The sequence below is a fragment of the Limnohabitans rimovensis (SeqCode) genome, from assembly GCF_965234775.1.
Lineage (GTDB): Bacteria > Pseudomonadota > Gammaproteobacteria > Burkholderiales > Burkholderiaceae_C > Limnohabitans > Limnohabitans rimovensis.
On record NZ_OZ248570.1, the window covers coordinates 123,152 to 149,567 of the forward strand.

Here is a 26,416-nt window from a genome sequence, read left to right on the forward strand (position 1 = left end):
GTTGGGATGCGCTTTTTTGGCGCTGACGGCGTTGTGCAGCGCGCGCTCAGCGAAATGCCGCGCCCACAAAAGCGCGCGGGGCCTGCTGCCCACCCCAATAAAGCTGGGCTTGGATTTGGCCGTTGCCCGTCCACATTTGTACATAGCCAATGGAGCGGCCATCTACAGACAACTCCATGCGGTCGGCCACCCGTTTGCCGCTTCCGCTTAAAACCTCGGTCTTGGCTTGCGGGTCGCCATGGATGCCAGATTTGGACTCGGTAACTTGCATGTCAAAACGATTGCCGCTCAAAAACTTCATCTCGATTGCGGTTTTGTTGTCATGTGAATGCAGCAAGACTTTTTGAATGTCTTGGCCCCACAGTGGCCCCGCCAGCAGTCCCACCAAGACGGCAAATAGGGTGATGAAGAAGGTCTTGGTCATGACTCTTATCATAAGATGGAAAAGTTTTAACTTCATGACCCGTCTGATGACACCTTGACATGCCGCTTTGGATCGACACCCACTGCCACCTGGACGCGCCTGAATTTACCGCCGATCTGCCCGCGGTGCGCGCGCGGGCACGCCAAGCTGGGGTGGGCTTGTGCGTGTGGCCCGCTGTGCGGGCGGCCGATTTCGAGCGGGTGCGGGCGCTGGCCACAGCGCATGGCGACGCCTATGCGTTGGGCATCCATCCTTTGTTCACCCCACACGCGACAGAACAAGATTTACAGGCCCTGGAACAAGCCCTGAACCAGGCCCAAGGCGACCCGCATTTGGTGGCGGTGGGAGAAATCGGTCTGGATGGATTTGTCCCCGGCTTGGACATGGCGCGCCAACAGCATTTCTACCGCGCCCAACTGGCGCTGGCGCAGCGCCACGGTTTGCCAGTGCTGTTGCATGTGCGCCGCTCGGCCGATGCGTTGCTCAGCGGTTTGCGCCAATGCCCGGTGGTGGGCGGCCTGGCCCATGCCTTCAATGGAAGTCGACAACAGGCGGATCAATTCATGGCGATGGGCTTCAAACTGGGCTTTGGTGGTGCCCTCACTTTTGAACGCGCCTTGCAGTTGCGCCGCTTGGCCAGAGAGTTGCCCCTCAACGCTTTGGTGTTGGAAACCGACGCCCCCGACATCCCACCGCGCTGGCTCTACCGCACCCAGGCCGAGCGCGCGCAAGGGGTTGTGATGGGGCGCAACGAACCCGCCGAGTTGGTGCGCATCGCCCAATGCCTGGCCGAGTTGCGCGGCATGCCCTTGGCAGATCTGGCCCAAGCCAGCACCGCGAACGCCATGCAAGCCCTGCCCAAACTGGGCCCGCTTTGGGCGCGCTCAACGCAAATACAGGCCCCGGCCTAAAATCCACCCGTGTCCAACCTCAACGCCGACCTGCACTGCCACTCTGTCATGTCAGATGGCACCCTCACGCCCGAGGCGCTGGCCGAGCGCGCGGCTGCCAATGGCGTCAACCTGTGGTCGCTGACCGATCACGATGAAGTTGCCGGTCAAGCACGGGCATTGGCGGCCGCCAAATCTGCCGGTATGCAATACCTCACAGGGACCGAAATTTCGGTCTCGTTTGCTGGAAAAACCGTGCACATCGTCGGTCTGGGCTTTGACGCACACGACCCGCGCATGGCCCAAGGTCTGCTGAAAACCCGTGGCGGTCGCGAACAACGCGCCCAAGAAATGGCCGACCAACTCGCCGCCGTGGGCATCCCGGGCTGCTTTGAAGGGGCCTTGCGCTTTGTCGGCAACCCTGAGCTGATCTCGCGCACCCACTTTGCGCGCCATTTGGTCGAGACCGGGGTCTGCAGCGACACCCATGAGGTGTTTCGCAACTACCTCACCGAAGGCAAGCCAGGATTTGTGCCACACCGCTGGGCCAGTTTGCGCGAAGCGGTGCAATGGATCACCGAATGCGCCGGGGTGGCGGTGATTGCCCACCCAGCCCGATACAAATTCACCGCCAACGAGGAATACGCCTTGTTCTCCGAATTCAAAACCCATGGCGGGGTGGGGGTGGAGGTGGTCACCGGCAGCCACACGGCCCACGAGGCCACGGTGTATGCCCAAGTGGCGCAAGAGTTTGGTTTGGCAGCGTCGCGCGGCAGTGACTTTCACAGCCCGCATGAGAGCCGCATCGATTTGGGCCTGCTGCCAGAACTGCCCAAGGGTTTGACCCCGATTTGGGAACTGGTCGAGCACCGCATCCAATGAGGCCTGCGCCTCAGCACCCATGAGCCCCAGCCGAACCTGGGCCGGTATCGGCTACTTGATTTTGTCGATGATTTGCTTTGCCGTGCTGGACGCGATCATTAAGCACCTGGTGAACCTGTTGCCCATGGTGATGGTGCTGTGGTTTCGCTACGTGGTGCAAGCCGTCTCCACCAGCTTGACGCTGTGGCCACGCCAAGGCCGCAGCCTGTTGCGCACCCAACAACCCAAATTGCAATTGCTGCGTGGCTTTTTGCTGATGATGTGCAGCGTGCTGGGGTTTTTGAGCCTGCAGCACATGCCCTTGGCCGAATTTGCCGCCATCGCTTTGCTGACCCCGCTGGCGGTGACGGTGTTGTCGCGCATGTTGTTCAAAGAGCGCATTTCACCGCTGCGTTGGGTGCTGATCTTGGGCGGCTTTGCCGGTGCCATGATGATCGTGCGACCGGGCGGCCACCTGGCTGGGGCCGTGGCCGTGCTGCCCCTGGCGATGGTGTTGTTCTACACCGCCTTTCAATTGCTCACCAGCTACATGGCACGCACCGAAAGCCCCATGACCATGCACTTCTACACCGGTTGGGTGGGCACCGCTGCGGTCTCTTGCCTGGTGTACTGGCACTGGACCACCGACATCAGCCCGCTCAACTGGGCCCTGTTGGTGGCATGTGGACTGCTCGGTTCGACCGCGCACTATTTGTTCATCCTGGCCTTTGCCCGCGTCACCCCGGTGCGCTTGTCGCCTTTTTTATACCTGCAAGTGGTGTTCTCCACCTTGGCCGGTTGGGTGGCGTTTTCCTTTGTGCCCGCTGGCTGGGGTTTGGTCGGCATGGTGCTGATCATGGTCTGTGGTGCCGGCGCAGGCTGGCTCAATGCACGTGAAAAAGCCCCACCCGAGATGGGCCGGCTTTAGCGCATGCGCACTCCACGTTTGGCCCGATCGCCATGGCACAGTTTCTTCAAGTTCACCCCCAAAACCCCCAAGCGCGCTTGATTCAGATCGCGGTCAAACTGCTGGCTTCGGGCGGGGTGATGGCCGTGCCCACCGACTCCAGCTACGCCTTGGTCTGCCACCTGGACGACAAAACCGCCGTAGACCACCTGCGCCGCATCCGGGGTGTGGACGAACGCCACCACCTGACCTTGCTGTGCCGTGACCTTTCTGATTTGTCGAGTTACGCCAAGGTGGACAACCGCCAATTTCGCTTGCTCAAAGCGGCCACGCCGGGGCCGTTCACTTTTATATTGGAAGCCACCAAAGAGGTGCCCCGGCGCGTCAGCCACCCGCAGCGCAAAACCATCGGCCTGCGCGTGCCCGATCACCCCAGCTTGCAAGCCCTTTTGCAAGCCCATGGCCAGCCGTTGTTGGCCACCACCTTGATCCCACCCGGCCAAACCGAAGCCCTCAACGACGCCGAAGAGATTCGAGAAAGGTATGAAAAAGTGCTCAGCGCGGTGATGGATGCGGGGGCCTGCAGCTTGGAGCCCACCACCGTGGTCGATTTGACGCCTATGGACCTAGGTGACGAGCCCATATTGGTGCGAAAGGGTCGGGGTGAGCTTCATTTGTTAAATCTTTGATTCATTTCGGATTAAATCATCTGGTTTCATTGCACAATGGAGGGGTGAATTTATCCGATTCGATTCAGACACTTTTGATTTACGCCCTGCCTGTGTTGTTTGCCATTACTTTGCATGAAGCAGCCCATGGATATGTCGCCCACATGCTGGGTGATGACACCGCTTGGGTCATGGGGCGTGTCACCCTGAACCCCATGGCCCACATCGACTTGGTGGGCACGATTTTGTTACCCATTTTGATGTACCTGTCTACCGCCATGACCCCCATGGGCCCTTTGCTGTTTGGCTTTGCCAAACCGGTGCCGGTGCGCTTTGGCCAACTGCGCCAACCCAAGCGCGACATGGTGTGGGTGGCCTTGGCCGGGCCGGGCATCAACTTTGTGCAAGCCCTGCTGTGGTGGACGGTGCTGTATTTGCTGCTGTTCGTGGGTGTGCAAGAGCGCTTTTTCCTAGAGGTTTGCAAAGCCGGCATCTTGACCAATGTGGTGATGTTTGTGTTCAACCTCTTCCCCCTGCCCCCGCTGGACGGCGGGCGTATTGCCGTGGGTTTGCTGCCCATGAAGCAAGCTATCCAGTTTTCGCGCATTGAGCCCTGGGGGTTTTACATCGTCATGGCCCTGGTGTTGTTTGGCGTCATCAACGGCATCTGGATGCAGCCCTTCATGGGCCTGACCCTGGACGCCTTGCGTTGGCTGATGGCCCCTGTTGAGTGGTTGCTGGGATGAGCATGGCACGTGAACGCGTTTTATCTGGCATGCGCCCCACCGGCGCTTTGCATTTGGGGCACTACCACGGCGCCTTGAAAAACTGGGTGCGCTTGCAGTCTGAGATGGAGTGCTTTTACTTCGTCGCTGACTGGCACGCCCTGACCACCCACTACGAGGACGCCAGCGTCATCGAGCAGCACGTCTATGAAATGGTCATCGACTGGCTCGCCGCTGGGTTGGACCCCGCGCAATGCACCATTTTTTTGCAAAGCCGCTTGCCCGAGCACGCCGAGTTGTTCACCTTGTTGGCCATGGGCACCCCGATTGGTTGGTTGGAACGCGTGCCCACCTATAAAGACCAGCAAGAAAAGCTCAAAGACAAAGACCTCAGCACCTACGGCTTCTTGGGCTACCCGCTGTTGCAAGCGGCGGACATCCTGATCTACAAAGCCCACTATGTGCCGGTGGGCGAAGACCAAGCCAGCCATGTGGAACTCACCCGCGAAGCGGCACGCCGCTTCAACCACTTGTATGGGCGTGAGCGCAACGCCGAACAGCGCATTGCCGCCAGCTTGGCCAAGTTGCCCCGCGACAGCGCCAAGCGGTTTGAAAAGTCGCGCAAGCAATACCAAGAAACCGGCGACGCCAAAGCCTTGGAAGGGGCCATGGCCTACCTGGCCCAGGCCCCCGAACTCGACGCCGACGACCGCGAACGACTGTCGGGCCACTTCAAAGGCACGGGCCGCTCGGTGCTGGTCGAGCCCCAGGTCTTGCTCACGCCCACCAGCCGCCTGCCAGGCTTGGACGGCGCGAAGATGAGCAAAAGCTACAACAACGCCATTGCCTTGCGCGAAGAAGCCGACAGCGTGGCGCACAAAGTCAAACGCATGCCCACCGACCCAGCGCGGGTCAAGCGCAGCGATGTCGGTGACCCCGACAAATGCCCCGTGTGGCAATTCCACCTGGTGTACAGCGACGAGCCCACCCGCGCGTGGGTCACACAAGGCTGCAAGAGCGCCGGCATTGGCTGCATTGAGTGCAAACAGCCGGTGATAAACGGCATCTTGGCTGAGCAACAACCCATGCGAGAACGCGCCCAGCCCTATTTGGATCACCCCCAACTTGTCCGTGACATTGTGGACGCAGGCACCGAACGTGCACGCATCACAGCACGGCAAACCATGCGCGAAGTGCGCGAGGCCATTGGCCTGAACTACTGACCTGGAGAAAAACCATGAGCTTATTTATCATCGACGACCATCCCTTGGTGCGCCAAGCCATTGGCATGCTGCTGCGCAGGCTGCGCCCCACTTCGGTGGTGGTCGAGCTCGAAAAGTTCAGCGAATTGCCAGCGGCCATCATCAAGCATGGAACCCCTGAGTTATTTGTGCTGGACCTTCTGCTCCCCGGCGTCAAAGGCACCAGCGCGGTCCACGACACCAAGGCCATGTACCCCGAGGTTCCGCTGGTGGTGCTGTCGGCCATGCCTGCGGGTGAGGCCGAGGAAACCTGCATTGAAGCTGGTGCCGACCTCTACATTGAAAAGTCATCCCCCCCCAACGACATCTCCGCAGCCATCCAAGGCCTGATGTCCGCTGATGCCAATTTCGAGGAAATGGCGCCCACCGACACCAAGCTGTCCAAGCGCCAAAAGCAATTGATCGTGATGCTCGACCGGGGCCTGTCCAACCGCGACATCGCTGCCGAGCTGAGCATCAGCGAGCACACCGTCAAGGTGCATTTGTGGCGTCTGTTCCGCCGTTTGGGTGTGAAAAGCCGCACCCAAACCCTGCACTTTGCCCGCACCCACGGTTTGCTATCGGGCTGAATCCGGGTCTGTCAATGGTCATGCCAGGGGCTGCTGTGGCAGCCCCTTTTTCATGGCAGAGGGCCGCGGATCACCAAGCTGAGTTGGTTGGATGGGTTTTTGATCGGCCCCAGGCTGACCCCCAGCTCACCCGGTTGGGCCATGGCCTGACCGGTTTTGGAAATCCGGGCCTTGAGCACCACCTCGCTGGCACTGGAGAGCTTGGATTGTGGCCCCATGGCCTGGCTGTCATCGAGCACAAAATCAAAGGGCAGTGCCGCCACCGTGGTGCGCACAATCGCCAGCGGCATGCGCCCACCTTGCGCCGGCGTGGCATAAATGAAGACCGTGTCGTTGGGGCTGGTTTGGGCCACAAGCTCGGGGGCCAAGCTGACGCGGCCAGCGATGCGCGCATTCGACACACTCGGGGGGGAGGCGGGCTGGGCGCTGGCGCGCCCCGTATCTGGTGACTGGGCGCTGGCGCGCCCCAAATCAGGTAGCTGGGCGCTGGCGCGCCCAGGGGCCAATCGTTCACGCGCTTGGGCCAAGGCGCTGTCCAAGGCATTGATGTCTTCCGACTGGGGTGGCAAGCTGGCCCGCACCCGCTCCCAATATTGAATGGCCTGGGCAAAACGCCCCTCGGAAAACGACGCACTGCCAGCCAACAGCAGCGCATTGTTTTGGTTCGGGTTGGCCTTCAAGATGCGGTTGATCACGGCCCAAGGCTCGCCGCTGAAGTCGCCCCCTTGCACCTGCGCCACGACCTCAGCGCGTTCAACGGCGAGGTCGTCATCAGGGGTCAGGGTCAGAGCTTTGGCAAAGGATTTTTCAGACGCGGGAAACTTTTCCTGGCTGCGCTGCAAACGCGCCAGCATGACCCAAGCGTCCACGTTGTTGGGCTCGTCTTGCAAGCGGCGCTCCAATTGGCCCACCATCTGCGCAATCTTTTCAGGGGTGACCGTGGCATTGGGGCCTTCATCGGGGGCCGAACGGGCCAGGGCCGCCGGATCCAAACCCATGGGAGAGCCCCAAGCGCCATAGAGCAGCACGGCACACACCGGCAGCATCAGGCACAGGGCCAAGACTGTTTTGCGCGGCCTGTGGGTCACCCCGCCGTGCGCCTGAACCGGACCACTGACCCAATCGTCGCGCAAGCGAAGTTTCAGCTCCTCCTGGGCCTGGGCATACTCGGCATCGTTCAAATGCCCCAAGGCATGCTCGCGCGCCAAGTCCGCACTTTGATCGCGGTACACCTGCGCATTGGCTTGTTCATGGGCGTCAGCGGCGGCCTGCACCGGTGGGCGCCACAAAGACCACACCAACACGCCCAACACCGCCACCACCATCAGCAAGGTCAGGACCACAAAACTCAGAGCAACATTCACATCAGTCCTTCAACCATTGATCCACACGCGCGCGTTCCGCATCACTCAAGGCCGGGGCCGTGTCGGCCAACTGGCGACGCTGGCGCAAGTACCACCCCAGGCCGGCCACCGCGCCCAGCAACAACACAAAGGGGCCAAACCACAGCAGCCACGTCAAGGGCTTGAGCTCGGGCCGGTAGAGCACAAAGTCGCCATAGCGCTCCACCAAAAAATCTTTCACCGCTTGGTCGGATTTGCCCTCGCGCAACAAGTCGCGCACCTCGCGGCGCAAGTCATCGGCCAACTCGGCCCGCGAAGAAGCCAGTGATTCGTTTTGACACACCAAACAACGCAACTCCTCAGACAGCTTGAGCAAGCGCGCCTCGAGCACGGGCTCTTCGGTCATCGGCGCAGCCTCAGGGCCCAGGGTGATGGTGGGTGCGGCCACGGCTTGGCCGCTGGCCAGGGGAGCCGCTGACAGCGACCCTGCGGGCTCAGAGGCAGCGGTTGGCAGCGCGGCCACCCCAGGTCCAGCGGGCTGAGGGCCTTGGGCCACTGCGGGAGACAGCATCACGCCCACCATGACCAGACCCAGGCCCCAAAGCCGCATGGAAACAGCCAACCGGGCAAAAAGGGCGGAAGGGTTGAATGCGCCCATCAAGAAGCATTCAATTTTTGGATCAAGGGCAAGACCTTGCTGGCCAAGATGGCGGGGGTGACCTCGCCCACTGCCTTGTAGCGGATCACCCCTTGCTTGTCGATCACATAGGTCTCGGGCACGCCATAGACGCCATACTGGATGCCCACGCGCCCATCCAAGTCGATCACCGACAGCACATACGGGTTGCCATAGCGCGACAACCACACCTGGCTGCGTTCACGAGCGAATTGCAGCTTGGCGTTGGCGTCCATACCCTGCGCTTGTGCGTCTTGGGGCTGAATTTCTTTGTAGCTCATGCCCACGATGGGCACCTGATGGCGCTGGGCAAAGTCCACCAACAGCGGGTGCTCTTTGCGGCAAGCCACGCACCAGGTCGCCCAGACATTGAGCAACCACACCCGGCCTTGCATCTCGGCCGGGCTGAACGCGCCCGCCGCCGGATCGAGCGTGGGCAGGCTGAAGGCAGGGGCTGGCTTGTCAACCAAGGGCGAGGGAATGGCCTGCGGGTCGCGTTGCAAGCCCAAAGCCAAAAAAATCACCAAACCAAAAAACAGCACCAATGGAATGAGGAACTTCTTCATGCGCCACCTTGCGGCGCCACACCGGTGGGCATGGTTTCAGTGCGGGGGCTTGCGGCGCGGTAGCGCCGGTCCACGGCGGCCAAGCCACCGCCCAACACCATCAACAGCACACCCGCCCAGATCCAGGGAACAAAAGGCTTGTAATACACCCGCATGCTCCATTGCGGCGTAGGCCCATCGATGGGGTCTCCCAGTGACACATACAGGTCGCGCATGAAGCCCGTATCGATCGCCGCCTCGGTCATGGGCATAGCGGTCGAAAAATAGCGCCGCTTTTCGGGGTACAGGCGGTCGATGGGCTGGCCATTTTTAAGCACTTCGACATCGGCGCGCACCGCCCGGTAATTGGGTCCTTTCACCTCGGACATGCCTTGCAAGCGAAACGCATAGGGCTCGATGGTCACCACATCGCCCACGCCCATGCGCACATCGCGTTCCACTTCATACGACTTGACACCTGTGATGCCGGCCACCACCACCGCCAAACCAATGTGTGCGCATTGCATGCCCCAGTAGGCCGCCCCAATCTGCCCCGGTTGACGCCACCGCAACACCATGTGTTGTACCGACCCCAGCACCACCCAGGCGGCCAAGAAAAAGCCAAATGCCGCGCCGATGGACCATTCACCCGCCAATGCCGGCGCAGCCAAACCCACCCCCAGGGCAGCCAGCGCCACCCAGCGCAAACGCAGCAGCAACTCGCTCCACTGCGACTCGCGCCAGCGCACCACCGTGCCCGGCACCATGATGACCAACAAAGGCACCATCAAGGGCACGAACACCGCATTGAAATACTGCGGCCCCACCGACAGCTTGCCCAGGTTGAGCGCATCGATCACCAGCGGGTAAATGGTGCCCAGCAGCACCGCCGCACAAGCCACCACCAGCAACACACTGTTGGCCAAGAGCAGGGTTTCGCGCGAGAGCAAGCTCACCGCTTGCCCCATGCGCACCTTGGGCATGCGCCAGGCATACAAGGTGAGGGAAAAACCCACCACCACGGCCAAAAACATCAGGATGAACACCCCCCGTTTGGGGTCGGTGGCAAAAGCATGCACCGAGGTCAGCACCCCCGAGCGGACCAAAAATGTGCCCAGCAGCGACAGCGAAAACGCGCTGATCGACAGCAACACCGTCCAGGCCTTGAAGTTGCCGCGCTTGTCGCTGGCCATGAGCGAATGGATCAGCGCCGTGCCCACCAACCAGGGCATGAGCGAGGCGTTCTCCACCGGGTCCCAAAACCACCAACCACCCCATCCCAGTTCGTAATAAGCCCACCACGAACCCAGGCCAATGCCAAAAGTCATGAACAACCAAGCCACCACCGTCCATGGCCGTGACCAGCGCGCCCAAGCCGCATCCAAGCGCCCCGCCATCAAGGCGGCTATGGCAAAGGCAAAGGCCACCGAGAAGCCCACATAGCCCATGTACAACATCGGCGGATGAATGATCAAACCGGGGTCTTGCAGCAAGGGGTTCAAGTCGCGCCCATCGGCCGCGGCTGGCAGCAAACGCTCAAAGGGGTTGGACAAGGCCAAGATGAACAGCAAAAAACCCACCGACACCCAACCCAGCACGCCCACCACCCGCGCCACCATGGCCTGGGGCAGGCTGAAAGAAAACGCCGCCACAGCCGCCGTCCACAAGGCCAGCATCAGCACCCACAACAGCAACGAACCTTCATGACCGCCCCATACCGCCGCCACCCGGTACACCGTGGGCAGCAAAGAATTGGAGTGCTGGGCCACGTACGAGACTGAAAAGTCGTTGTTGACAAAGCACGCCGTCAAGGCCGCAAACGACAGAGCCACCAGGCCAAACTGGGCGAATGCCGCCGGACGCGCCAGCGCTTGCCATGCGGCGATTTCGCGCCAAGCCCCCCACAAAGGCAAGGTGGCCTGAACGCAGGCCACCAAAAGCGCCAAGATCAGTGCAAAGTGTCCGAGTTCAGCAAGCATCGCTGTCTTTCATGGTTTGACCGTTTGAGCCGCTTGGTCCGCCGTGGCTTTGTCCAAAGCGTGTTGCGCTTCAGGCGGCATGTAGTTTTCATCGTGTTTGGCCAGCACCTCGGTCGCTGTGAACAATCCATCCGCCCCCAAGCGGCCCTGGGCCACCACGCCCTTGCCTTCTTTGAACAAATCGGGCAATAGGCCGCTATACACCACGGGTATGTCGCGGGCCGTGTCGGTCACCACAAACTGCACTTGAACATCTTGGCGCTGCAAGCTGCCGTCCTTGACCAAACCGCCAATGCGAAAGATGCGCCCTTGGGGGGCCTCACCTTGGGCCACCTGGGTGGGGGTGAAGAAAAACACCAAATTGCTCTGGAACGCATTCAGCACAAAAGCGGCAGCGGCGCACAGCACCAGCACCCCTATTGCCACCCACATGAACCGGCGTTGGCGTGCTGTCATGGTTGTCCCCCCAAACTGTCATGCGCATGCGCCGCTTGCTCGGCGCGCAACCAGGCCAAGGTCCGCTCGCGCTCGCGCCGGGCCCACCACGCCTCCAGGCCCAGCAGGGCAAAACTCACGCCCACACTGCCCCATACGTACAGGGCATAACCGCCCATGTGCCAAAAAGCAGACCAACTCTCCCACCTCATGGCCGCACCCCAGGACTCAATTCGGGCAACTGGGCGACCCAATCGGCATGGCGTTCGCGCTGCAAGATCAGGCTGCGCGTGCGGTAAAGCACGATGGCCACCGTGTAAACCCAGCACGCCAAAGCCATGAGCAGCATGCCCCACAACATGGTTTGCGCCATGCTGGGTGAGCGGGTCAAGGACACCGAAGCACCCTGGTGCAAGGTGTTCCACCATTTGACAGAGAAATAAATGATGGGCACATTGACCGCGCCCACAATGGCCACCAAAGCACCCGCGCGATCAGCCCGGCGCGGGTCTTGAATGGCCGAGGTCAAGGCGATGAAGCCGATGTACAAAAAGAACAAAATCAACTCCGACGTCAGCCGAGCATCCCACACCCACCAGGCGCCCCACATCGGCTTGCCCCACAAGGCCCCGGTCCACAGCGACAAAAATGCAAACAGCGCACCCGTGGGCGCCAGGGCTTGGCTCAGCATGCCAGCCATTCGGGCGCGAAACACCAAACACACCACGCCCCAAAAGGCCATGGCCAAATAAATGATCATCGACATCCATGACACCGGCACATGGACAAAAATGATGCGGTAACCCTCACCCTGCTGGGCATCGGCAGGGGCCACCATAAAGCCCACCCACATGCCCGCCAGGGCCAAGGCCAAGGCCAGCAGCGCCAAGGGCTTCCAACACACACCAGCCAAACCATAAAAGGTCTGGGGTGCGGCGTAATGGGTCCAGGCAATGCGGCGCATGGGCTTATTCCAGGGCGATGCGCAAGGCCTGGGCGCAGGCCCAAGGGCTGAACAAACCAGACAAAAGCAATAAAGCCATCAATATCGACAAATGAGCCCCGCTGCCCAAGCCAGCGGCCAAGGCCTCGACCGCACCGGCACCAAATACCAGCACCGGCACAAACAAGGGCAGTACCAACAAGGCGAGCAAGACACCGCCGCCACGCAAACCCAGGGTGAGGGCTGCGCCAATGGCTCCAATACAAGACAACACGGGGGTACCGATCAAGAGGGACAGGGCCAACACGCCCAGGGCATCGCCAGACAGGTCAAACAAGACCCCCAGCAAGGGAGCCAATAATACCAATGGCAAACCGCACAAGACCCAATGCGCGGCGATTTTCGCCACAACCAGCAAGGTCAATGGCGTGCCCGACAACAGCATTTGCTCCAAGGTGCCGTCGCGGTGATCGGCCTCAAACAAGCGGTTCAGCGCCAGCAAACTCGCCAGCAATGCCCCCACCCACAACACACCCGGCGCCAACATGCGCAAGGTGGCCCGCTCGGGGCCCACCGCCAGGGGGAACAAGGCGGCCACCACCACAAAGAAAAACACCACTGTCAGCACCTCGCTGGGGCGGCGCAAAGCCAACAGCAGGTCGCGGCGCAGCAAAGACCACAGCGCGCTCATACCCGGCCCAATCGGTGGCTGCGGTTGTCGCCGCTCGCCAAATTCACCGCCTGGTGGCTGGTGAAGACCACCATGCCCCCGCGCGTCACATGGTTTTGCATCAGCACTTGCAACACCCCACAAGCCGCGCTGTCCAAAGCCACAAAGGGCTCGTCGAGCAACCACAGCCGCGCCGGGCTCAGACCCAAACGGGCCAAGGCCACACGCCGCTTTTGGCCTTGTGACAAGACCTGCAACGGCAGGTGCTCACGCCCACGCAAACCCATTTGGTGCAAGGCCTGCAACGCCGCATCGGGCACCCACGGCTGGCCGCTCAAGGCAGCGGCGAAATGCAGGTTTTCCAAAGCGCTCAAACCCTCTTTCAAGGCCAAGGCATGGCCCAGGTAGAGCATGTCGCGCAAAAAATCTTCGCGCGCTTGGGTGGTGGGCTGCCCCGCCCACAGCACCTGGCCGGCCAGGGGCATCGCCAGCCCGCACAACAAGCGCAGCAAACTGGTTTTGCCGCTGCCGTTGTCACCTTGCAGGTGCAGGCTTTGACCGGGCAAAACAGACAGGTTGAGCCCGGTGAACAGGGTTTTGCCACCGCGCTCGCAAGCCAGATCGCGGATTTCCAAACCGGTGTGGGGCTGCATCACATGTAGGTGCCGCACAGGGTGATGACCTCACCCCCGCTGCCCATTTTGAAACGTGCCAAACCCGCACTGCGCTGGGTGTTGACGCCACCCAAATCAAGCCGGCGCACACCGCGCTGGCGCAGCTCTTGGATCGCCTGCCACAAGATCAGGTTATGGGCATTGAGATCGCGACCGGCCTCACTGGACCAACCCACTTGGTAGGTGGCAACCTGGCCGTGGATCAAAAACAACATGGCCGCAGCCCGCTCGCCGGCCGCATCGGCGCGCAAGATCAACGCGGTTTTGGACACATGTTTGCGCGCATGGATGTAGTGGTGAATCCAGTCCAGGGGCAAGCCTGAAAAGCCGCGCGCCAAGCGCTGCTTGAGCTCTTCTTCCATCAACCAAGCGTATTGCGCCGGGTTGGCACCCACCCGCTGCACCTGCAAACCGGCGCCTTCGGCGGCCACCAAGCGGTTGCGCCAGCGCGGGTCCATGGCCGCGCGCAGCTGGGCATCGCTGTGCTCGAGGTTGATGATCACGGTGGATTCGCCGGTCACCACCCGGGTCATTCCCGGCCAGCGCAGGCCCGATGTGGCCTCGGTTTCGTCGGGGGAAAACAAAGCCAAACGGGGCCGCCACAAGGGCAACTGGCGTTTCAGGGCCACCAACACCTGGGCCTTTTCGCGGGGCGACAAGGGCTGCAACCACAAAGGGCCATGGGCGCACAAGGCCACGGTGGCGATCAGGCCCACCCGGCGCGCAATGAACTGGGCCAGGGCCAGGGGTTGGCCATCGCGCTCCACCCGCGCCCGCAAACAAGCCACGCCCAGCGCCATCATGGTCTCGCCATAAGCCCAGTCTTGTTGCAAAGCGCCAGCCAAGCGGCCATGGTCCAGGTCCCAGGCTTTGGCGTCGTGGCCGTCCCAGATGACTTTCATGGTTTTAGAATGTCTCCACCATGAACCGATTGACCCGCTGGATTCGCCGCGCCCCCGTGCAAACCGTGATGGGGCACCGCTTGCCCGAACCGCGCCTGACCTGGGGCGCAGCCGCCATGGCCCTGCTGTACCTGGGCGTGCCGGTGTTGGCCGTCGGCATGGTGATTGACGCCTTGATTCAACTCACCACCGGGCGTTGCACCGGTGTGTGGTGTTGGTTTGGCTGAGCCGCGACAGACCCCCGGGGTCAATCTGTGTTTTGCCCCCTGAAGTCGGGGCCCCACAGCGCGCTGAAACCCTGGCGTGGTCATCGGTGAACAGGTGGGGTAAGGCATACAGGAGATGGATCTTACCGCCGCTGGGTGACACTGACCTGCCCGCCTCAGCCCTTGTCGCCGGCGCGGCAAAACCGGGCCCCTTGTCCCGGGAGCTGGTGAATAATGGTCCCTCACCCACTGTTGGAGCTTGCCCATGAAAACCACCCACCGCTTTTATATGCTGTTGATCACGGCCAGCCTGGGGATCGGCGCTGCGTTGGCCCAAACACCGGCCTTCCCCAGCCGCGCCATCAGCTTGGTGGTGCCCAACCCGCCGGGCGGCTTGGTTGACACCTCGGCACGCTTGGTCGCCGACCCCTTGTCCCGCCTGATCGGCCAATCGGTGGTGATCGACAACAAACCCGGCGCCAGCGGCAACTTGGCCTACCAAACCGTGGCCCGCTCGGCCAAAGACGGCCACACCTTGTTGATCTCCTACTCGGGCTACCACGTGGCCAACCACATCTTGATGGACAAGGTGGGCTGGGAGCTGCGCGACCTGACCCCCGTGGGCCTGATCACCGTGGCCACCAATGTGATTGCGGTCCACCCCTCGCTGCCGGTGAACAACTTGAAAGAGTTCATCGCCTTCCTCAAGGCCAACCCGGGCAAGGTCAATTACGCCTCGCAAGGCAATGGCTCGGTGTCGCACATCGGCACCGAAATTTTCAAGCAACAAACCGGCACCGACATGGTCCATGTGCCCTACAAAGGCTCAGGCCAGGCCATCCAAGACGTGCTGTCGGGCCAGGTGCAGGTGTTCATGACCACCCCGCCATCGGTGATGGGCCATGTGTTGGCCGGCAAGCTCAAGGGCTTGGCGGTGACCGGGAAAATCCGCCACCCCCAAATGCCCCAGGTGCCCACCATTGCCGAGGCCGGCTTGCCCGGTTTTTTGCTCGAGTCGTGGGTCGCGCTGTATACGCCCAGTGGCACCCCCCCGGCGGTGGTGCAAAAGCTCGCTGCCGATGTCAAACGCAGCATGGAGTTGCCCGAAACACGCCAACGCGGCGAACAAGCCGGCATTGAGGTGCGTTACTTGAGCCCCAGCGACACCACCAAATTGTTGGACGCCGACATCGCCAGTTGGACGGTGGCGATCAAGCAAGCCAACATCAAACTGGATTGATGGTGCGCCTGCATGTGACCAGGCAACGGCAGGCTGCTTGCCCGCGCCGGCTCTGGTCTGGCGGGTCACAGGCGCGTTTTATTTTGCATCGGTGGCTTTCAGCCTGTAGCGTGGCCCTGTGCACCCTGGGCCTGGCACCAAGCTGGGCCCAAAGCCCCAGCGACTACCCCAGCAAGCCCGTCAAAATTGTGGCCCCCGTGGCCCCGGGCGGCGGGGTGGACTTGATCGCCCGCACCGTGGCCGAACGCCTGACCAAAGCGCTGGGCCAGTCCTTTGTGGTTGACAACCAAAGCGGTGGCGGCGGGGCCATTGCCTCGGCGAATGTGGCGCGCGCCCCGGCCGATGGCCACACCTTGTTGCTGGCCTACGTGGGCACCCACGGCACCAACCCCGCGGTGCGCAAACTCCCTTACGACGCGGTGAAAGACTTCAGCCCCATCGCCATGGTCGGCGGCACGCCCAATGTGCTGGTGGTCCACCCGGGCGTGCCGGTCAACGACCTCAAGGCTTTTGTGGCCCATGCGAAAAAGTTCCCTGCGGGCCTGAGCTACGGCTCGGCCGGCCAAGGCACGCTGACCCATTTGGCAATGGAGCAGTTCAAGTTGCAAGCCCAGTTTTTCAGTGTGCACGTGCCCTACCGGGGCATTGGCCCGGCCTTCACCGATTTGATGGGTGGCCAAACCCAGGCCTTGTTTCCCGGCTTGGCCGCGGCCTTGCCGCACATCAAATCGGGCAAGGTGCGGGCGCTGGCCGTGACCGGCTTCAAGCGCCACCCGCTGATCCCCGATGTCCCCACCTTTGCCGAACTCGGCTATGCCGGGTTTGATGGCGTGCAGTGGTATGGCATCGTGGGCCCGGCCAAATTGCCCGAGAAAATCACCGCCCGCTTGAACGAAGAAATCAACAAAGCCATCAACAACCCCGAGCTCAAAGAACGCTTGTCGGCCGAGGCCATCCAACCCATGCCCATGGCCCCCGATACCTTTGCCCAATACATCCGCCAAGACATCGCACGTTGGACCCAGGTGGCCAAAGAGCGGGGCATCGAGATCGATTGACGCCCCGGCACGCGCCGCGCTGAAGTGCCCACGCACCCCAGTGGCCCGCCAGAGCCCTCTATTTATAAAGACACCCCACCACAAGGATCGATATGGCCCGCAACACCCAAGTCAGCGCCGACCACAACGCCCCCCCGATCACCGACATCTTGGCCCGCCATGTGGCCACTCACCCCTCACGCGGTTGGAGTGACGCGGTCGAACATGAAGCCCTGCGCACCTGGCTCAATTGGGTGGGATGCGCCATTGGCGCGGCCGGTCACGACAGCGTGCAAGCCGCCTTGGCCGCCATGCAAGCCTTTGATTCGGCGCCCCAAGCCAGCCTGCTCGGGCGCAGCGAACGGGTGGACATGGGTGCCGCAGCCCTGATCAACGGCATTTCGTCGCACACCTTTGACTTTGACGACACCCACCTGAAGACCATCATCCACCCCGCCGGTCCGGTGGCGTCGGCATTGCTCGCACTGGCCGAGCACCGGCATTTTTCGGGCCGCCAAATCATCGACGCCTTGGTGCTGGGCATCGATGTGTCGTGCCGCATTGGCAACTGCATGTACCCCGACCACTACGACCGCGGCTGGCACATCACGGGCTCCACCGGCAGCGTGGGCGCGGCCGCCGCTTGTGCGCGCTTGCTCGGCCTGAATGTGCAGCAAACCGCCATGGCCATGGGCATTGCCGCCTCGCAACCGATCGGCATGCGCGAGCAATTTGGCACCATGACCAAACCCTTTCACCCCGGTGGCAGTGCGCGCGCCGGCTTGACCAGCGCCTTGTTGGCCCAAAGCGGTTTCACCGCCAGCGCCAAAGCCCTGGAGGCACCGCGCGGCTTCATCCAAACCGTGTCGACCAAACACGACTGGTCGGAAATCACCGACGAGCTGGGCGAGCGCTTTGAAATTTCATTCAACACCTACAAACCGTTTGCCTGCGGCATCGTGGTGCATCCCAGCATTGACGCGTGCTTGCAATTGCGCGCCAAGGGCATCGCGCCCGAAGATATCGAACGCATCGACCTCAAGGTGCATTCGCTGGTGCTGGAATTGACCGGCAAAAAAACCCCCGCCGACGGCTTGCAAGCCAAATTCAGCGTCTACCACGGCTGCGCCGCAGGCTTGATGGTCGGCCGCGCCGGTGAAGACGAATACGAAGACGCCTTTGTCACCCGCGCCGACACCGTGGCCTTGCGCGCCAAGGTGCGAGCGGTGGTCGACGACCACATCGACGAGGCCTCGGCCGACGTCACTGCCCACCTCAAAGACGGCAGCCAAGTGCATGTGTTTGTCGAGCACGCCATTGGCTCGATGCAAAACCCCATGAGCGACGCCCAGCTCGAAGCCAAATTCCACAGCCTGGCCGATGGCGTCATTGGTGCCGACCGCGCCCAAGCCGCCATCGCCGCTTGCTGGGGCATGAACCAAGCCCCCGGCGTGCAAGCCTTGTTGCAAGCCGCCTGCCCGCGCTGAGCGGGGGACCCGCTAGGCCTGCGGCCCACCCCGCCTGTGCACCCCAACTTGTCGCCCAAGCGCAAGCCAGGTGCATGGCCTTTCGATACAGTCAGCCGTTTTCATCCCCCACCCATTTGTCCACAGGAGAAGCCCCCCATGAGCACCCATCCCGACCCCGCCCTCATCGACGACTTGGTGCTGGCCAACCACATCTTGGTCAACCAAGGTGTGCTCGACGGCTTTGGCCACATCAGCGTGCGCGACCCGGCCAACCCGCAGCGCTTTTTCATTGCCCGCAGCATGGCCCCGGCCCTGGTGCAGGCCGACGACATCCTGGCCTGCGACCTCGACAGCAACGTGATCGACGAGCGTGGCCGCAAAACCTATCTCGAGCGTTTCATCCACGGCGAAATTTTCAAAATGCGCCCCGATGTGAATGCCGTCATCCACAGCCATTCGCCCTCGGTCATCCCGTTTGGCGTCACCGGCGCGCGCTTGCGCCCCATCTGCCACATGAGCGGTTTTTTGGGCGCAACCACACCGGTCTTTGAAATTCGCCACAGCGCCGGTGAAAGCTCTGATTTGTTGGTGCGCAACCACGCCCTGGGCAAAGCCTTGGCCGAGGTGCTGGGCTCACACCCTGTCGCCTTGATGCGCGGCCACGGCAGCGTGGCGGTGGGCAGCTCGATCAAACAAGTGGTTTACCGCGCCATCTACACCGAAAACAACGCCCGCTTGCAAGCCATGTCCATGCCCTTGGGCGAGGTCAGCTACCTCACCGACGGCGAAGCCAGCGCCACCGCCGAAATGAACGACCAGCACCTGGATCGCCCCTGGCAAATGTGGAAGCGCGACGCCCTGGCTGCGCGCTGAAAACCGCCTCTCCCCGACCCGCCACCGCGAAAGCGCTGCCCAGCGGCACTTTGCCCCACACCTTGAATCCCATGCACATCCCCACCCCGACCCCTTGGCGCGAACTCACCCAAGCCCAACTCGACTGGGCCTACGACCAAGTCCACCACGCGCCCAACGCCTCCGAAGTGCTGCCCGCCTGCGCGGCGTTCAGCCAAGCGGTGCAAGCGCGTTTGCAAGCGCGAGGCCTGCACCAGCGCCATGCCTATGGCGCGCACCCCGATGAAGCACTGGATTGGTACCGCAGCCCCCAGGCCAGCGGCGTGCTGGTGTTTTTTGTGCATGGCGGGGCTTGGCGGCGCGGTCGCGCCCAAGACTATGCGATGGCCGCCGAATGGCTCACCGCTGCGGGCTGCAACCTGGTGGTGCCAGACTTTTCAACGGTCACCGACCGAGACGGCCAACTCGGCGTGCTCGCCGATCAAGTGCAACGCGCCCTGGCCTGGGTGGTGCAGCATGCGGCGGCGCACGATGCCGATGCCCAGCGCGTGGTCTTGGTCGGCCACTCATCGGGCGCGCACTTGGCCGCCACCTTGGCCACCACGCCTGTGGCCACGCGCCCTGCGGGCCTCAAGGTGCGCGGTTTGCTCAGCTGCAGCGGCATGTACGACCTGGAGGCCGTGAGCCACAGCGCACGCAGCAGCTATGTGCAATTCACCCCCGAACTGGTCGAGGCCTTGAGCCCACAGCGCCACCTGGACCGCATAGCCCACCCGGTGCGCTTGCTGATTGGCCAAAACGAGTCGCCCGAGTTCATCCGCCAAGGGATCGATTTCAACGCAGCCCTGCAAGCCCGGGGGATGGACAGCACCTGGCACATGGGTGCCGGCCTGAACCATTTTGAAATGTTGTACGCCATGGGCCCGGAGGATGGGTTTTTTGCCCAGCACCTGCGCGCCTTGCTGGCACTGGCTTGAAATTGGCAGACCACAGAAGTGTTGGCCCATCACGTTAGCCTGAATTGACAAATGACCCTTGCGCAAACTAGCATTCGCTCCATGCATTTGCAAACAATTAAAGCGGCAAGCCAGCTCGAATGAACATGCCTGCCCAACACCTCTTCGACGGCCTCAAACAATGGGATGCTGACGAATGGGTGCAGCCCCACCGGGTGCATCGCAGCATCTACACCGAACCGGCGGTATTTGCCCTGGAGCAAGAACGCATTTTTCAGCGCGCCTGGGTGTATGTGGGCCACGAGAGCGAACTGCCCGCACCTGGCGACCACATCTTGGCCCACATGGGCACCCAAGAAATTGTGGTGGTGCGCCAAGCCGATGGCGGCCTGGCCGCGTTTGAAAACCGCTGCAGCCACCGCGGTGCCCGCTTGGTGGTGCAGCCCCAAGGCCAGGCGCGCCAATTCACCTGTGCCTACCACGCCTGGTCGTTTCAACTCGATGGCCAATTGCAAGCCATGCCCTTGCCCCAGGGCTACGCGACCAGCGCCGACACGGCCCAGCGTGGCCTGACACGCATCCGCCAGGTGCAAAGTTACCGCGGCTTCATCTTTGCTTGCCACAGTGAGTCAGCGGCTCCCCTGGTGGATTTTTTGGGCGGTCTCGCCAGTGCGCTCGACAACATGGTCGACCGCTCGCCCAGCGGCCGCTTGGTGCAAACCGGCGGCAAGCTGCGCATGCTTTACCAGGGCAACTGGAAGCTGTTCATGGAGAATGCGGTCGACTTGGTGCACCCGATGTTTGTGCACGGCGGCGCGGTGGCGGTGGCGCGCCAGCATCCCGAATGGGCCGCCCACGACGGCGTGACCGGGCAAACCACCCAGATGCTGCTCGCCAATGGTTTGAAACTCAGCGAATGGGATGGCGTGGATTTGCACGCCCATGCCGGAGGCCATGTGTACATGGGTGGCTTTTACCGGGGCGGGGTGATCGCCGCACAGCGCGAGGATCCGGTGTTCAACGCCTACCAAGCCGCCTTGGTGCAGCGCCACGGCCCGGAGAAAACCCAGGCGGTGTTGGCCGTGGACCGCTTCAACAACCTGATCTGGCCCAATTTATCGGTGAACTCGCGCTTTCAAACCGTGCGCATGGTGCAACCCCTGGCGGTGGACCAAACCCTGGTCACCAGCTACTGCTTTGCCATGGAAGGCGCACCGCCCGAGATGCACGCCCTGAGCCTGCGCTTTTTGAACACCGCCAGCTCACCGGGCTCCCTGGTGGCCAGCGACGACCTGGAAATTTTCGAACGCTGCCAACAAGGCCTGAGCCAAGGCCTCAACGATTGGATCGACACCAGCCGAGGCTTGGGCGGCGACCAAACCATCAGCCCCAGCCACTGGCAAGCCGCTGGCACCAGCGAGCTGCCGATCCGCCACCAATTGCAGGCTTGGCTGCAATGGATGCGCACCCCCTGAGGCCAGCTGCATGCACAACCCCACCGACTGGAACCCGCCCGATTGGCACCGTTTTGTGTGGGACGAAGCCGCCTTGCTGGACGCACGCGGTTTTGTCGCTTGGGTGAATTTGTTCACCGCCGATGGGCGCTACTGGATGCCCACCCACTCGCAAGCGCTGGAGAGCGAGCCCGCCCTGGCCTTGTTTGATGAAACCCCCGAGGTGTTGTTGCTGCGCGCCGAGCGCTTGCTGCACCCCATGACCCATGTGCAAACCCCGCCCTCGCGCACCCACCACCATGTGAGCGCAGTGCGCTTGCAAGACAGCAGCGCGCACCAGGTGGTGGTCAGCTCGATGCAGTGGATCGTGGAGCAGCGCGCCGGGGTGCAACGCCACTTCAGCGCCAAGGTCTTGCACCGATTGCAGCGCACGCCTCAGGGCTTGAAAATCGCCCTCAAGCGCGTTGACCTGATCGACGCCGATGCCGCGCACCGCGCCCTGCCCTTCCCCTTGTGAGGCCTGCGCCATGGACCCCACGCCCCACCACAACCGCATGAACAGCGAGCCCCGCGTGAATGCACCGCCCCACGATTGGGTTGGCCAAGGCCTGCCGCGCGAGGGCGCGCGTCGCTATGTGGCCGGGCGTGGCCGCTACACCGACGATCTGCGCGTGCCCGGTTTGCTGCACGCGGCCTTTTTGCGCAGCCCGTGGGCCCATGCCCGTTGGTCGGCACCTGACCTGAGTGCGGCCCGCGCCCTGCCCGGTGTGCGCGGGGTCTGGCAAGCCAGCGATTTGGCCGGCATTTGCCAAACCTGGACCACCGCCTTGGCCACCTTGCCCCAGCACCGCAGCGCGGCCCAAGGCCCGCTGGCCGATGGCCAAAGCCATTGGCAAGGCCAACCGGTGGTGCTGGTGGTGGCCACCAGCCGCGCCGTGGCCGAAGACGCCATGGCCTTGATCGACATCGCTTGGGAAGAATGCCCGCCGGTGGTCGATGCGGCCGCCGCTTTGCAAGCCGACAGCCCGCTGATCCACCCCAGCCTGGGCAGCAACCTGGCCCTGGCCCACCAGATCGGCGGCGACAGTTTTGCCGCAGTGGCCGCAAAAGCGCATTGCGTGGTGCAGCGCGAGTTGGTTTACGCCCGCCACACCGGTGTTCCGCTGGAGGGGCGCGCCATCATCGCCGAGTTTGACCCGTCCAGCCGAAACCTCACGGTGCACCAATCGACCCAGGTGCCGCAGCAAATGCGCGCCTTGTTGGCGCAGTTGTTTGGTTTGCGCGAGACCGATGTGCGCGTGCTCACACCCGATGTGGGTGGCGCCTTTGGCATCAAGCTGCATGTGTACGACGACGAGATGGCCACCGTAGCGGCTTCGGTTTTGTTGGGCCAACCGGTGAAATTCATCAGCGACCGTTTTGAAGCCTTTAACAGCGATGTGCATGCGCGCTCTCACCGCGTCAACGCCCAGCTGGCGCTCGATGCGCAAGGCCAGGTGCTGGGCTTTGCGGTGGACGACTTGATGGACATTGGCGCCTATTCCATGTTCCCGCGCACCAGCGTGCTCGAAGGCATGCAAACCGTGTCATTGGTCGGTGCGCCCTATGCGGGGGCGGTGCTGCAAGCGCAGCTGCGCGTGGCCTACCAAAACAAAGCCCCGGTGGGCGCGTACCGGGGCGTGGGCCAGCCGGTGGCTTGCGCCATCACCGAGCAATTGATGGACGCGGGCGCGGCCGCGCTGGGCCTGGACCCGGCCGAATTGCGCCGGCGCAATTACCGCGTCACGGCCCAACATGGCGCCACCGGCGCCAATGGCATGGACCTGGGTGGCCTGTCGCACCACGCCTGTTTGGAGCGCTTGCTCGAACTGATGGATTACCCCGGCTTGCGCGCCCAACAGCTTGAGATGCGCGCTCAAGGCCGCCACTTGGGTTTGGGCCTGGCGGCGTTTGTCGAGCTCACCGCCCCTGGCCCAGCGTTTTATGGCGCCGCTGGTGCGCCCATCACCGCCCAAGACGGTTGTGTGCTGCGCTTGGAGCCCGATGGCGGTGTGACCTGCATGATCAGCAGCACCGACCAAGGCCAGGGGATTGATACCGTGCTGCAACAGTTGCTGGCCCAAAGCCTGCACCTGGACATGGCCGCCGTGCGCGTGGTGCGTGGCGACACCCACAGCGTGCCCGCCGGTGGCGGCACCTGGGCGTCGCGCGGCATGGTGGTCGGTGGCGAGGCCGCGTTGCTGGCCGCCCAACAACTGCTGACGCAATTGACCCAACTCGCTGCGGCGGTGATGCAGGTGGATGCCACCCAGGTGCAATGGCGCCACGGCGCGTTTCACCATGGGACGCAAAGTGTGGAATGGCAGCGCCTGGCGCAAATGCTGCACTTTCGCCTGCACGAATTGCCCGCTGGCTTTCAGCCCCAATCCTTTGCCATCGCCAGCGCCAGCGCGGTGCCCCAGCGGCCCTTCATGGCCTCCAACGGCATCCAAGCCAGTTGGCTCGAGGTCGATGCCGACACTGGCTTTGTCACTCTGCTCAAACATTGGGTGGTGGAAGACTGCGGGCGCGTGCTCAACCCCTTGCTGGCCGACGAACAGTTGCGCGGCGGTGTGGTGCAAGGCATTGGCGCGGCGCTGTTTGAAGAATGCCGCTACGACGAGCAAGGCCAACACGTGACCTCCACCTTGGCCGACTACCTGGTTCCCATGGCGGGTGAGATGCCCGACATCGTGATCGCCCATGTGCACACCCCCGTGACCCACACCTTGCTCGGCGCCAAAGGCATTGGCGAGGCCGGCACCATTGGTGCGGGCGCGGCGGTGGCCAATGCGGTGCACGATGCGCTGGCGCCTTGGGGCGTGCACATCGCCAGCCAGCCCTACACGCCCGAGAGAATTTTGCAGGCCCTGGGCCGGGTGGGCCAACGCGCATGAAGATCACCGCCATCCACGAAGCCACGCTGCCGATTGGTTCGGCGATGCGCAACGCCTCGATTGCCTTTGACCAAATGACCGCCTCGGCCCTGGTCATCCGCACCGATCAAACGATCGGCGGCGAGGCCCTGGTCGGTTTGGCGTTTGACTCGATTGGCCGCTACGGCAAAGGCGGCCTGCTCCGCGAACGCTTCATACCGCGCTTGCTGGCTGCGGCACCCAGCGATTTGCTCGACGAACACGGCCACATCGACCCGGCGCGCTGTGTGGCCGTGCTCATGCGCGGCGAGAAACAAGGCGGCCACGGCGAGCGCCCTGGTGCGGTGGGTTTGCTCGACGCAGCGCTGTGGGATTTGCGCGCCAAACAAATGGGCCTGCCGCTGTGGCAATGCCTGCGCGATGCCACGGGCCTCATGGGCACCTCTGCCACTGCGCCATCCACTGCCACCACAAATGAAACGGCGCGAGTCCACACCACTGCTGCGGCCACTTCAGCGCCGCCACGCATCGCCACTTACGCCTCCTGCGGCCACTTCACCGACAACCCCAACCCGCAAGCGCTGCGCGACGAAGTCGCCCAGTGCCTGGCCTGGGGCTACACCACGGTCAAGATCAAACTCAGCGGGCGTGACGCCAAGCTCGATGCCCAGCGCATCGCCAGCGCCCTGAGCGCGGGCTTGCCGGCATCGCACTTGGCGGTGGACCTGAACGGCCAGTGGCAAGCCGGTCACACGGATGTGCTGGCGGTGCTGGCCGAGCATCGCTTGGCCTGGGTGGAAGAGCCCACCCCGGCGCTCGATTACGCCGCCTTGACTGCCTTTTGCCAAGGCCACAGCGGCCCCGTCGCCACCGGCGAAAACCTGTTCTCGCTCGATGACGCCACCAACTTGTGGCGCTACGGCGGCTTGCGCCCGAACCAAGACCGCTTGCAAATGGACATCTCTTTGTCTTACGGCGTGGGCGAGTACCGTTACATGATGGATCGCGCCGAATCGCTGGGATGGTCGCGCCAAGCCTTTTGGCCGCATGCCGGCCATTTGTTCGCCGCCCATGTGGTGGCCGCGTTCGGTCTGGGCAGCCACGAATCGGCCCCCGACCCCAGCCGTTTGTATGGCGGCTTTTGGGACGGCGTGCCGGTGGTCGATGGCCACCTCCATGTGCCCGCCCACCCCGGTGTGGGGTTTGAGCACAAAGCCAACCTCATGGCGGCCTTTGACCAACGGCCATGAACAGGCCGCACCCTCACCCTTGATGCCCACTCCCTTCACACCGCCATCCACCCCCATTTAACCGATTGAACCCTGGAGCCCCCATGACCACTGCCAAACTGCGCCACATCGCCATTTCCGTGCCCGACCTGGAAGCCTCGGCGGCCTTTTACGAACAAGCCTTTGGTTTGAAGCGGGTGAATTTTGTCGTCACCCCTTATGGCGACGGCTTGTCGCTGAGCGACGGGGTGATCAACCTCACCTTGCTCAAGTTCCACACCGACGACGCGGCCGGTGACGAGCGCGGCAAAGACTTTGTGGGCATCCACCACATGGGCTTCATCGTCGACGACTTGGAGGCCATGAGCGAGCAGATCAAAGCCAGCGGCGGCACCTTCCACCGCGAACTCAAAGGCGGCAATGGAGTGGACTTTGAGCGCAAATTCCGCGACCCCAATGGCATTGTGTTTGACATCTCGCACCGCGGTTGGGTTGGCATCGATCCGGCTGCACCCTGAACGCAGCGCGCACGCACACCTGCCTCGACACCCGCAAGCCTGAACACCCAGCCGCACTGACCGCCGC

General features: G+C 62.7%; 29 protein-coding genes. 18 read left to right on the forward strand and 11 right to left on the reverse strand.

The annotated features are described in order from the left end of the window. Nucleotides 1-46: 46 nt before the first annotated feature. Complete coding sequence (locus AC8GFZ_RS15510) at nucleotides 47-424, reverse strand: hypothetical protein (protein ID WP_506645816.1); 378 nt, start codon at nucleotides 422-424, stop codon at nucleotides 47-49. 59 nt (nucleotides 425-483) lie between these two features. Between AC8GFZ_RS15510 and AC8GFZ_RS15515 the strand changes: the two genes are divergently transcribed. From AC8GFZ_RS15515 to AC8GFZ_RS15545, 7 genes are read left to right on the forward strand one after another with little or no spacing between them, the layout of a single operon-like run. Beyond that, nucleotides 484-1,335, forward strand: a complete 852-nt coding sequence (locus AC8GFZ_RS15515) for a TatD family hydrolase (RefSeq protein WP_506645817.1) — start codon at nucleotides 484-486, stop codon at nucleotides 1,333-1,335. 9 nt (nucleotides 1,336-1,344) lie between these two features. Then, nucleotides 1,345-2,196, forward strand: a complete 852-nt coding sequence (locus tag AC8GFZ_RS15520) for a 3',5'-nucleoside bisphosphate phosphatase (protein WP_506645818.1) — start codon at nucleotides 1,345-1,347, stop codon at nucleotides 2,194-2,196. A gap of 19 nt (nucleotides 2,197-2,215) precedes the next feature. Next, the gene (locus AC8GFZ_RS15525) at nucleotides 2,216-3,103 is read left to right on the forward strand and encodes a DMT family transporter (protein ID WP_506645819.1); all 888 of its coding nucleotides are present in this window, start codon (nucleotides 2,216-2,218) and stop codon (nucleotides 3,101-3,103) included. A gap of 32 nt (nucleotides 3,104-3,135) precedes the next feature. After that, complete coding sequence (locus tag AC8GFZ_RS15530; protein ID WP_506645820.1) at nucleotides 3,136-3,771, forward strand: L-threonylcarbamoyladenylate synthase; 636 nt, start codon at nucleotides 3,136-3,138, stop codon at nucleotides 3,769-3,771. A gap of 44 nt (nucleotides 3,772-3,815) precedes the next feature. Beyond that, nucleotides 3,816-4,496: a site-2 protease family protein gene (locus AC8GFZ_RS15535; protein WP_506645821.1), complete on the forward strand. Its 681-nt coding sequence runs from the start codon at nucleotides 3,816-3,818 to the stop codon at nucleotides 4,494-4,496. A 2-nt stretch (nucleotides 4,497-4,498) separates the two neighbouring features. Next, nucleotides 4,499-5,698, forward strand: a complete 1,200-nt coding sequence (locus AC8GFZ_RS15540) for a tryptophan--tRNA ligase (protein ID WP_506645822.1) — start codon at nucleotides 4,499-4,501, stop codon at nucleotides 5,696-5,698. Nucleotides 5,699-5,712: 14 nt separating this feature from the next. Beyond that, on the forward strand, nucleotides 5,713-6,306 hold the full coding sequence (locus tag AC8GFZ_RS15545; protein WP_506645823.1) for a response regulator transcription factor: 594 nt from the start codon (nucleotides 5,713-5,715) through the stop codon (nucleotides 6,304-6,306). Nucleotides 6,307-6,356: 50 nt separating this feature from the next. Here AC8GFZ_RS15545 and ccmI read toward each other — a convergent pair whose 3' ends face one another. Genes ccmI through AC8GFZ_RS15595 form a run of 10 tightly spaced genes read right to left on the reverse strand, consistent with a single transcriptional unit; the run spans nucleotide 6,357 to nucleotide 14,473 of the window. Then, nucleotides 6,357-7,670 (reverse strand): c-type cytochrome biogenesis protein CcmI, encoded by a 1,314-nt coding sequence (ccmI, locus tag AC8GFZ_RS15550; RefSeq protein ID WP_506645824.1) that lies wholly within the window; start codon nucleotides 7,668-7,670, stop codon nucleotides 6,357-6,359. Nucleotide 7,671: 1 nt separating this feature from the next. Beyond that, a complete protein-coding gene (locus AC8GFZ_RS15555) occupies nucleotides 7,672-8,259 on the reverse strand; it encodes a cytochrome c-type biogenesis protein (protein ID WP_506645825.1) in 588 nt (195 codons plus the stop codon). Nucleotides 8,260-8,306: 47 nt separating this feature from the next. After that, a complete protein-coding gene (locus tag AC8GFZ_RS15560) occupies nucleotides 8,307-8,891 on the reverse strand; it encodes a DsbE family thiol:disulfide interchange protein (protein ID WP_506645826.1) in 585 nt (194 codons plus the stop codon). Then, nucleotides 8,888-10,849, reverse strand: a complete 1,962-nt coding sequence (locus tag AC8GFZ_RS15565) for a heme lyase CcmF/NrfE family subunit (protein WP_506645827.1) — start codon at nucleotides 10,847-10,849, stop codon at nucleotides 8,888-8,890. The genes AC8GFZ_RS15560 and AC8GFZ_RS15565 overlap by 4 nt, the downstream gene beginning before the upstream one ends. A gap of 9 nt (nucleotides 10,850-10,858) precedes the next feature. Beyond that, a complete protein-coding gene (gene ccmE, locus AC8GFZ_RS15570; protein ID WP_506645828.1) occupies nucleotides 10,859-11,305 on the reverse strand; it encodes a cytochrome c maturation protein CcmE in 447 nt (148 codons plus the stop codon). Further along, nucleotides 11,302-11,496, reverse strand: a complete 195-nt coding sequence (ccmD, locus tag AC8GFZ_RS15575) for a heme exporter protein CcmD (protein WP_506645829.1) — start codon at nucleotides 11,494-11,496, stop codon at nucleotides 11,302-11,304. The genes ccmE and ccmD overlap by 4 nt, the downstream gene beginning before the upstream one ends. Then, nucleotides 11,493-12,248 (reverse strand): heme ABC transporter permease CcmC, encoded by a 756-nt coding sequence (gene ccmC, locus AC8GFZ_RS15580; RefSeq protein WP_506645830.1) that lies wholly within the window; start codon nucleotides 12,246-12,248, stop codon nucleotides 11,493-11,495. Before ccmC ends, ccmD begins: the two co-directional genes overlap by 4 nt. A 4-nt stretch (nucleotides 12,249-12,252) precedes the next feature. After that, nucleotides 12,253-12,918, reverse strand: coding sequence for a heme exporter protein CcmB (ccmB, locus tag AC8GFZ_RS15585; RefSeq protein WP_506645831.1), 666 nt, complete (start codon nucleotides 12,916-12,918; stop codon nucleotides 12,253-12,255). Beyond that, nucleotides 12,915-13,550, reverse strand: a complete 636-nt coding sequence (gene ccmA, locus AC8GFZ_RS15590; protein WP_506645832.1) for a cytochrome c biogenesis heme-transporting ATPase CcmA — start codon at nucleotides 13,548-13,550, stop codon at nucleotides 12,915-12,917. The genes ccmB and ccmA overlap by 4 nt, the downstream gene beginning before the upstream one ends. Further along, the gene (locus AC8GFZ_RS15595) at nucleotides 13,550-14,473 is read right to left on the reverse strand and encodes a peptidoglycan bridge formation glycyltransferase FemA/FemB family protein (protein ID WP_506645833.1); all 924 of its coding nucleotides are present in this window, start codon (nucleotides 14,471-14,473) and stop codon (nucleotides 13,550-13,552) included. The genes ccmA and AC8GFZ_RS15595 overlap by 1 nt, the downstream gene beginning before the upstream one ends. A 20-nt stretch (nucleotides 14,474-14,493) precedes the next feature. Here AC8GFZ_RS15595 and AC8GFZ_RS15600 point away from each other — a divergent pair, with 20 nt between their 5' ends. The 11 genes from AC8GFZ_RS15600 (at nucleotide 14,494) to AC8GFZ_RS15650 (ending at nucleotide 26,349) form a co-directional block, all read left to right on the forward strand. Continuing rightward, nucleotides 14,494-14,700 (forward strand): hypothetical protein, encoded by a 207-nt coding sequence (locus tag AC8GFZ_RS15600; RefSeq protein WP_506645834.1) that lies wholly within the window; start codon nucleotides 14,494-14,496, stop codon nucleotides 14,698-14,700. 244 nt (nucleotides 14,701-14,944) lie between these two features. Beyond that, nucleotides 14,945-15,919, forward strand: coding sequence for a Bug family tripartite tricarboxylate transporter substrate binding protein (locus AC8GFZ_RS15605; RefSeq protein WP_506645835.1), 975 nt, complete (start codon nucleotides 14,945-14,947; stop codon nucleotides 15,917-15,919). Nucleotides 15,920-16,029: 110 nt separating this feature from the next. After that, nucleotides 16,030-16,977: a Bug family tripartite tricarboxylate transporter substrate binding protein gene (locus AC8GFZ_RS15610; protein WP_506645836.1), complete on the forward strand. Its 948-nt coding sequence runs from the start codon at nucleotides 16,030-16,032 to the stop codon at nucleotides 16,975-16,977. 92 nt (nucleotides 16,978-17,069) lie between these two features. Beyond that, nucleotides 17,070-18,443 (forward strand): MmgE/PrpD family protein, encoded by a 1,374-nt coding sequence (locus tag AC8GFZ_RS15615; RefSeq protein ID WP_506645837.1) that lies wholly within the window; start codon nucleotides 17,070-17,072, stop codon nucleotides 18,441-18,443. 138 nt (nucleotides 18,444-18,581) lie between these two features. Then, nucleotides 18,582-19,298 (forward strand): class II aldolase/adducin family protein, encoded by a 717-nt coding sequence (locus AC8GFZ_RS15620; RefSeq protein WP_506645838.1) that lies wholly within the window; start codon nucleotides 18,582-18,584, stop codon nucleotides 19,296-19,298. Nucleotides 19,299-19,369: 71 nt separating this feature from the next. Next, on the forward strand, nucleotides 19,370-20,254 hold the full coding sequence (locus tag AC8GFZ_RS15625; RefSeq protein WP_506645839.1) for an alpha/beta hydrolase: 885 nt from the start codon (nucleotides 19,370-19,372) through the stop codon (nucleotides 20,252-20,254). 119 nt (nucleotides 20,255-20,373) lie between these two features. Beyond that, nucleotides 20,374-21,708, forward strand: coding sequence for an aromatic ring-hydroxylating oxygenase subunit alpha (locus AC8GFZ_RS15630; protein WP_506645840.1), 1,335 nt, complete (start codon nucleotides 20,374-20,376; stop codon nucleotides 21,706-21,708). A 10-nt stretch (nucleotides 21,709-21,718) separates the two neighbouring features. After that, nucleotides 21,719-22,204 (forward strand): aromatic-ring-hydroxylating dioxygenase subunit beta, encoded by a 486-nt coding sequence (locus AC8GFZ_RS15635; protein WP_506645841.1) that lies wholly within the window; start codon nucleotides 21,719-21,721, stop codon nucleotides 22,202-22,204. Between the two features lie 10 nt (nucleotides 22,205-22,214). Continuing rightward, nucleotides 22,215-24,623: a xanthine dehydrogenase family protein molybdopterin-binding subunit gene (locus tag AC8GFZ_RS15640; RefSeq protein ID WP_506645842.1), complete on the forward strand. Its 2,409-nt coding sequence runs from the start codon at nucleotides 22,215-22,217 to the stop codon at nucleotides 24,621-24,623. Then, nucleotides 24,620-25,852, forward strand: a complete 1,233-nt coding sequence (locus AC8GFZ_RS15645; RefSeq protein WP_506645843.1) for an enolase C-terminal domain-like protein — start codon at nucleotides 24,620-24,622, stop codon at nucleotides 25,850-25,852. Before AC8GFZ_RS15640 ends, AC8GFZ_RS15645 begins: the two co-directional genes overlap by 4 nt. Before the next feature lie 83 nt (nucleotides 25,853-25,935). After that, nucleotides 25,936-26,349: a VOC family protein gene (locus AC8GFZ_RS15650; RefSeq protein ID WP_506645844.1), complete on the forward strand. Its 414-nt coding sequence runs from the start codon at nucleotides 25,936-25,938 to the stop codon at nucleotides 26,347-26,349. Nucleotides 26,350-26,416: the final 67 nt, after the last annotated feature.

What these genes read in the sequence shown, in the direction of transcription:
- AC8GFZ_RS15645 (WP_506645843.1), top strand. Translation starts at nt 24,620, where the DNA reads ATGAAGATCACCGCCATCCACGAAGCCACGCTGCCGATTGGTTCGGCG.
- AC8GFZ_RS15555 (WP_506645825.1), bottom strand. Translation starts at nt 8,259, where the DNA reads ATGCGGCTTTGGGGCCTGGGTCTGGTCATGGTGGGCGTGATGCTGTCT.
- AC8GFZ_RS15545 (WP_506645823.1), top strand. Translation starts at nt 5,713, where the DNA reads ATGAGCTTATTTATCATCGACGACCATCCCTTGGTGCGCCAAGCCATT.
- AC8GFZ_RS15640 (WP_506645842.1), top strand. Translation starts at nt 22,215, where the DNA reads ATGGACCCCACGCCCCACCACAACCGCATGAACAGCGAGCCCCGCGTG.
- AC8GFZ_RS15595 (WP_506645833.1), bottom strand. Translation starts at nt 14,473, where the DNA reads ATGAAAGTCATCTGGGACGGCCACGACGCCAAAGCCTGGGACCTGGAC.
- AC8GFZ_RS15630 (WP_506645840.1), top strand. Translation starts at nt 20,374, where the DNA reads ATGAACATGCCTGCCCAACACCTCTTCGACGGCCTCAAACAATGGGAT.
- AC8GFZ_RS15600 (WP_506645834.1), top strand. Translation starts at nt 14,494, where the DNA reads ATGAACCGATTGACCCGCTGGATTCGCCGCGCCCCCGTGCAAACCGTG.
- AC8GFZ_RS15515 (WP_506645817.1), top strand. Translation starts at nt 484, where the DNA reads ATGCCGCTTTGGATCGACACCCACTGCCACCTGGACGCGCCTGAATTT.
- AC8GFZ_RS15530 (WP_506645820.1), top strand. Translation starts at nt 3,136, where the DNA reads ATGGCACAGTTTCTTCAAGTTCACCCCCAAAACCCCCAAGCGCGCTTG.
- ccmE (WP_506645828.1), bottom strand. Translation starts at nt 11,305, where the DNA reads ATGACAGCACGCCAACGCCGGTTCATGTGGGTGGCAATAGGGGTGCTG.
- ccmD (WP_506645829.1), bottom strand. Translation starts at nt 11,496, where the DNA reads ATGAGGTGGGAGAGTTGGTCTGCTTTTTGGCACATGGGCGGTTATGCC.
- AC8GFZ_RS15635 (WP_506645841.1), top strand. Translation starts at nt 21,719, where the DNA reads ATGCACAACCCCACCGACTGGAACCCGCCCGATTGGCACCGTTTTGTG.
- ccmA (WP_506645832.1), bottom strand. Translation starts at nt 13,550, where the DNA reads ATGCAGCCCCACACCGGTTTGGAAATCCGCGATCTGGCTTGCGAGCGC.
- AC8GFZ_RS15620 (WP_506645838.1), top strand. Translation starts at nt 18,582, where the DNA reads ATGAGCACCCATCCCGACCCCGCCCTCATCGACGACTTGGTGCTGGCC.
- AC8GFZ_RS15540 (WP_506645822.1), top strand. Translation starts at nt 4,499, where the DNA reads ATGGCACGTGAACGCGTTTTATCTGGCATGCGCCCCACCGGCGCTTTG.
- AC8GFZ_RS15525 (WP_506645819.1), top strand. Translation starts at nt 2,216, where the DNA reads ATGAGCCCCAGCCGAACCTGGGCCGGTATCGGCTACTTGATTTTGTCG.
- ccmC (WP_506645830.1), bottom strand. Translation starts at nt 12,248, where the DNA reads ATGCGCCGCATTGCCTGGACCCATTACGCCGCACCCCAGACCTTTTAT.
- AC8GFZ_RS15560 (WP_506645826.1), bottom strand. Translation starts at nt 8,891, where the DNA reads ATGAAGAAGTTCCTCATTCCATTGGTGCTGTTTTTTGGTTTGGTGATT.
- AC8GFZ_RS15605 (WP_506645835.1), top strand. Translation starts at nt 14,945, where the DNA reads ATGAAAACCACCCACCGCTTTTATATGCTGTTGATCACGGCCAGCCTG.
- AC8GFZ_RS15625 (WP_506645839.1), top strand. Translation starts at nt 19,370, where the DNA reads ATGCACATCCCCACCCCGACCCCTTGGCGCGAACTCACCCAAGCCCAA.
- AC8GFZ_RS15615 (WP_506645837.1), top strand. Translation starts at nt 17,070, where the DNA reads ATGGCCCGCAACACCCAAGTCAGCGCCGACCACAACGCCCCCCCGATC.
- ccmB (WP_506645831.1), bottom strand. Translation starts at nt 12,918, where the DNA reads ATGAGCGCGCTGTGGTCTTTGCTGCGCCGCGACCTGCTGTTGGCTTTG.
- AC8GFZ_RS15565 (WP_506645827.1), bottom strand. Translation starts at nt 10,849, where the DNA reads ATGCTTGCTGAACTCGGACACTTTGCACTGATCTTGGCGCTTTTGGTG.
- AC8GFZ_RS15510 (WP_506645816.1), bottom strand. Translation starts at nt 424, where the DNA reads ATGACCAAGACCTTCTTCATCACCCTATTTGCCGTCTTGGTGGGACTG.
- AC8GFZ_RS15650 (WP_506645844.1), top strand. Translation starts at nt 25,936, where the DNA reads ATGACCACTGCCAAACTGCGCCACATCGCCATTTCCGTGCCCGACCTG.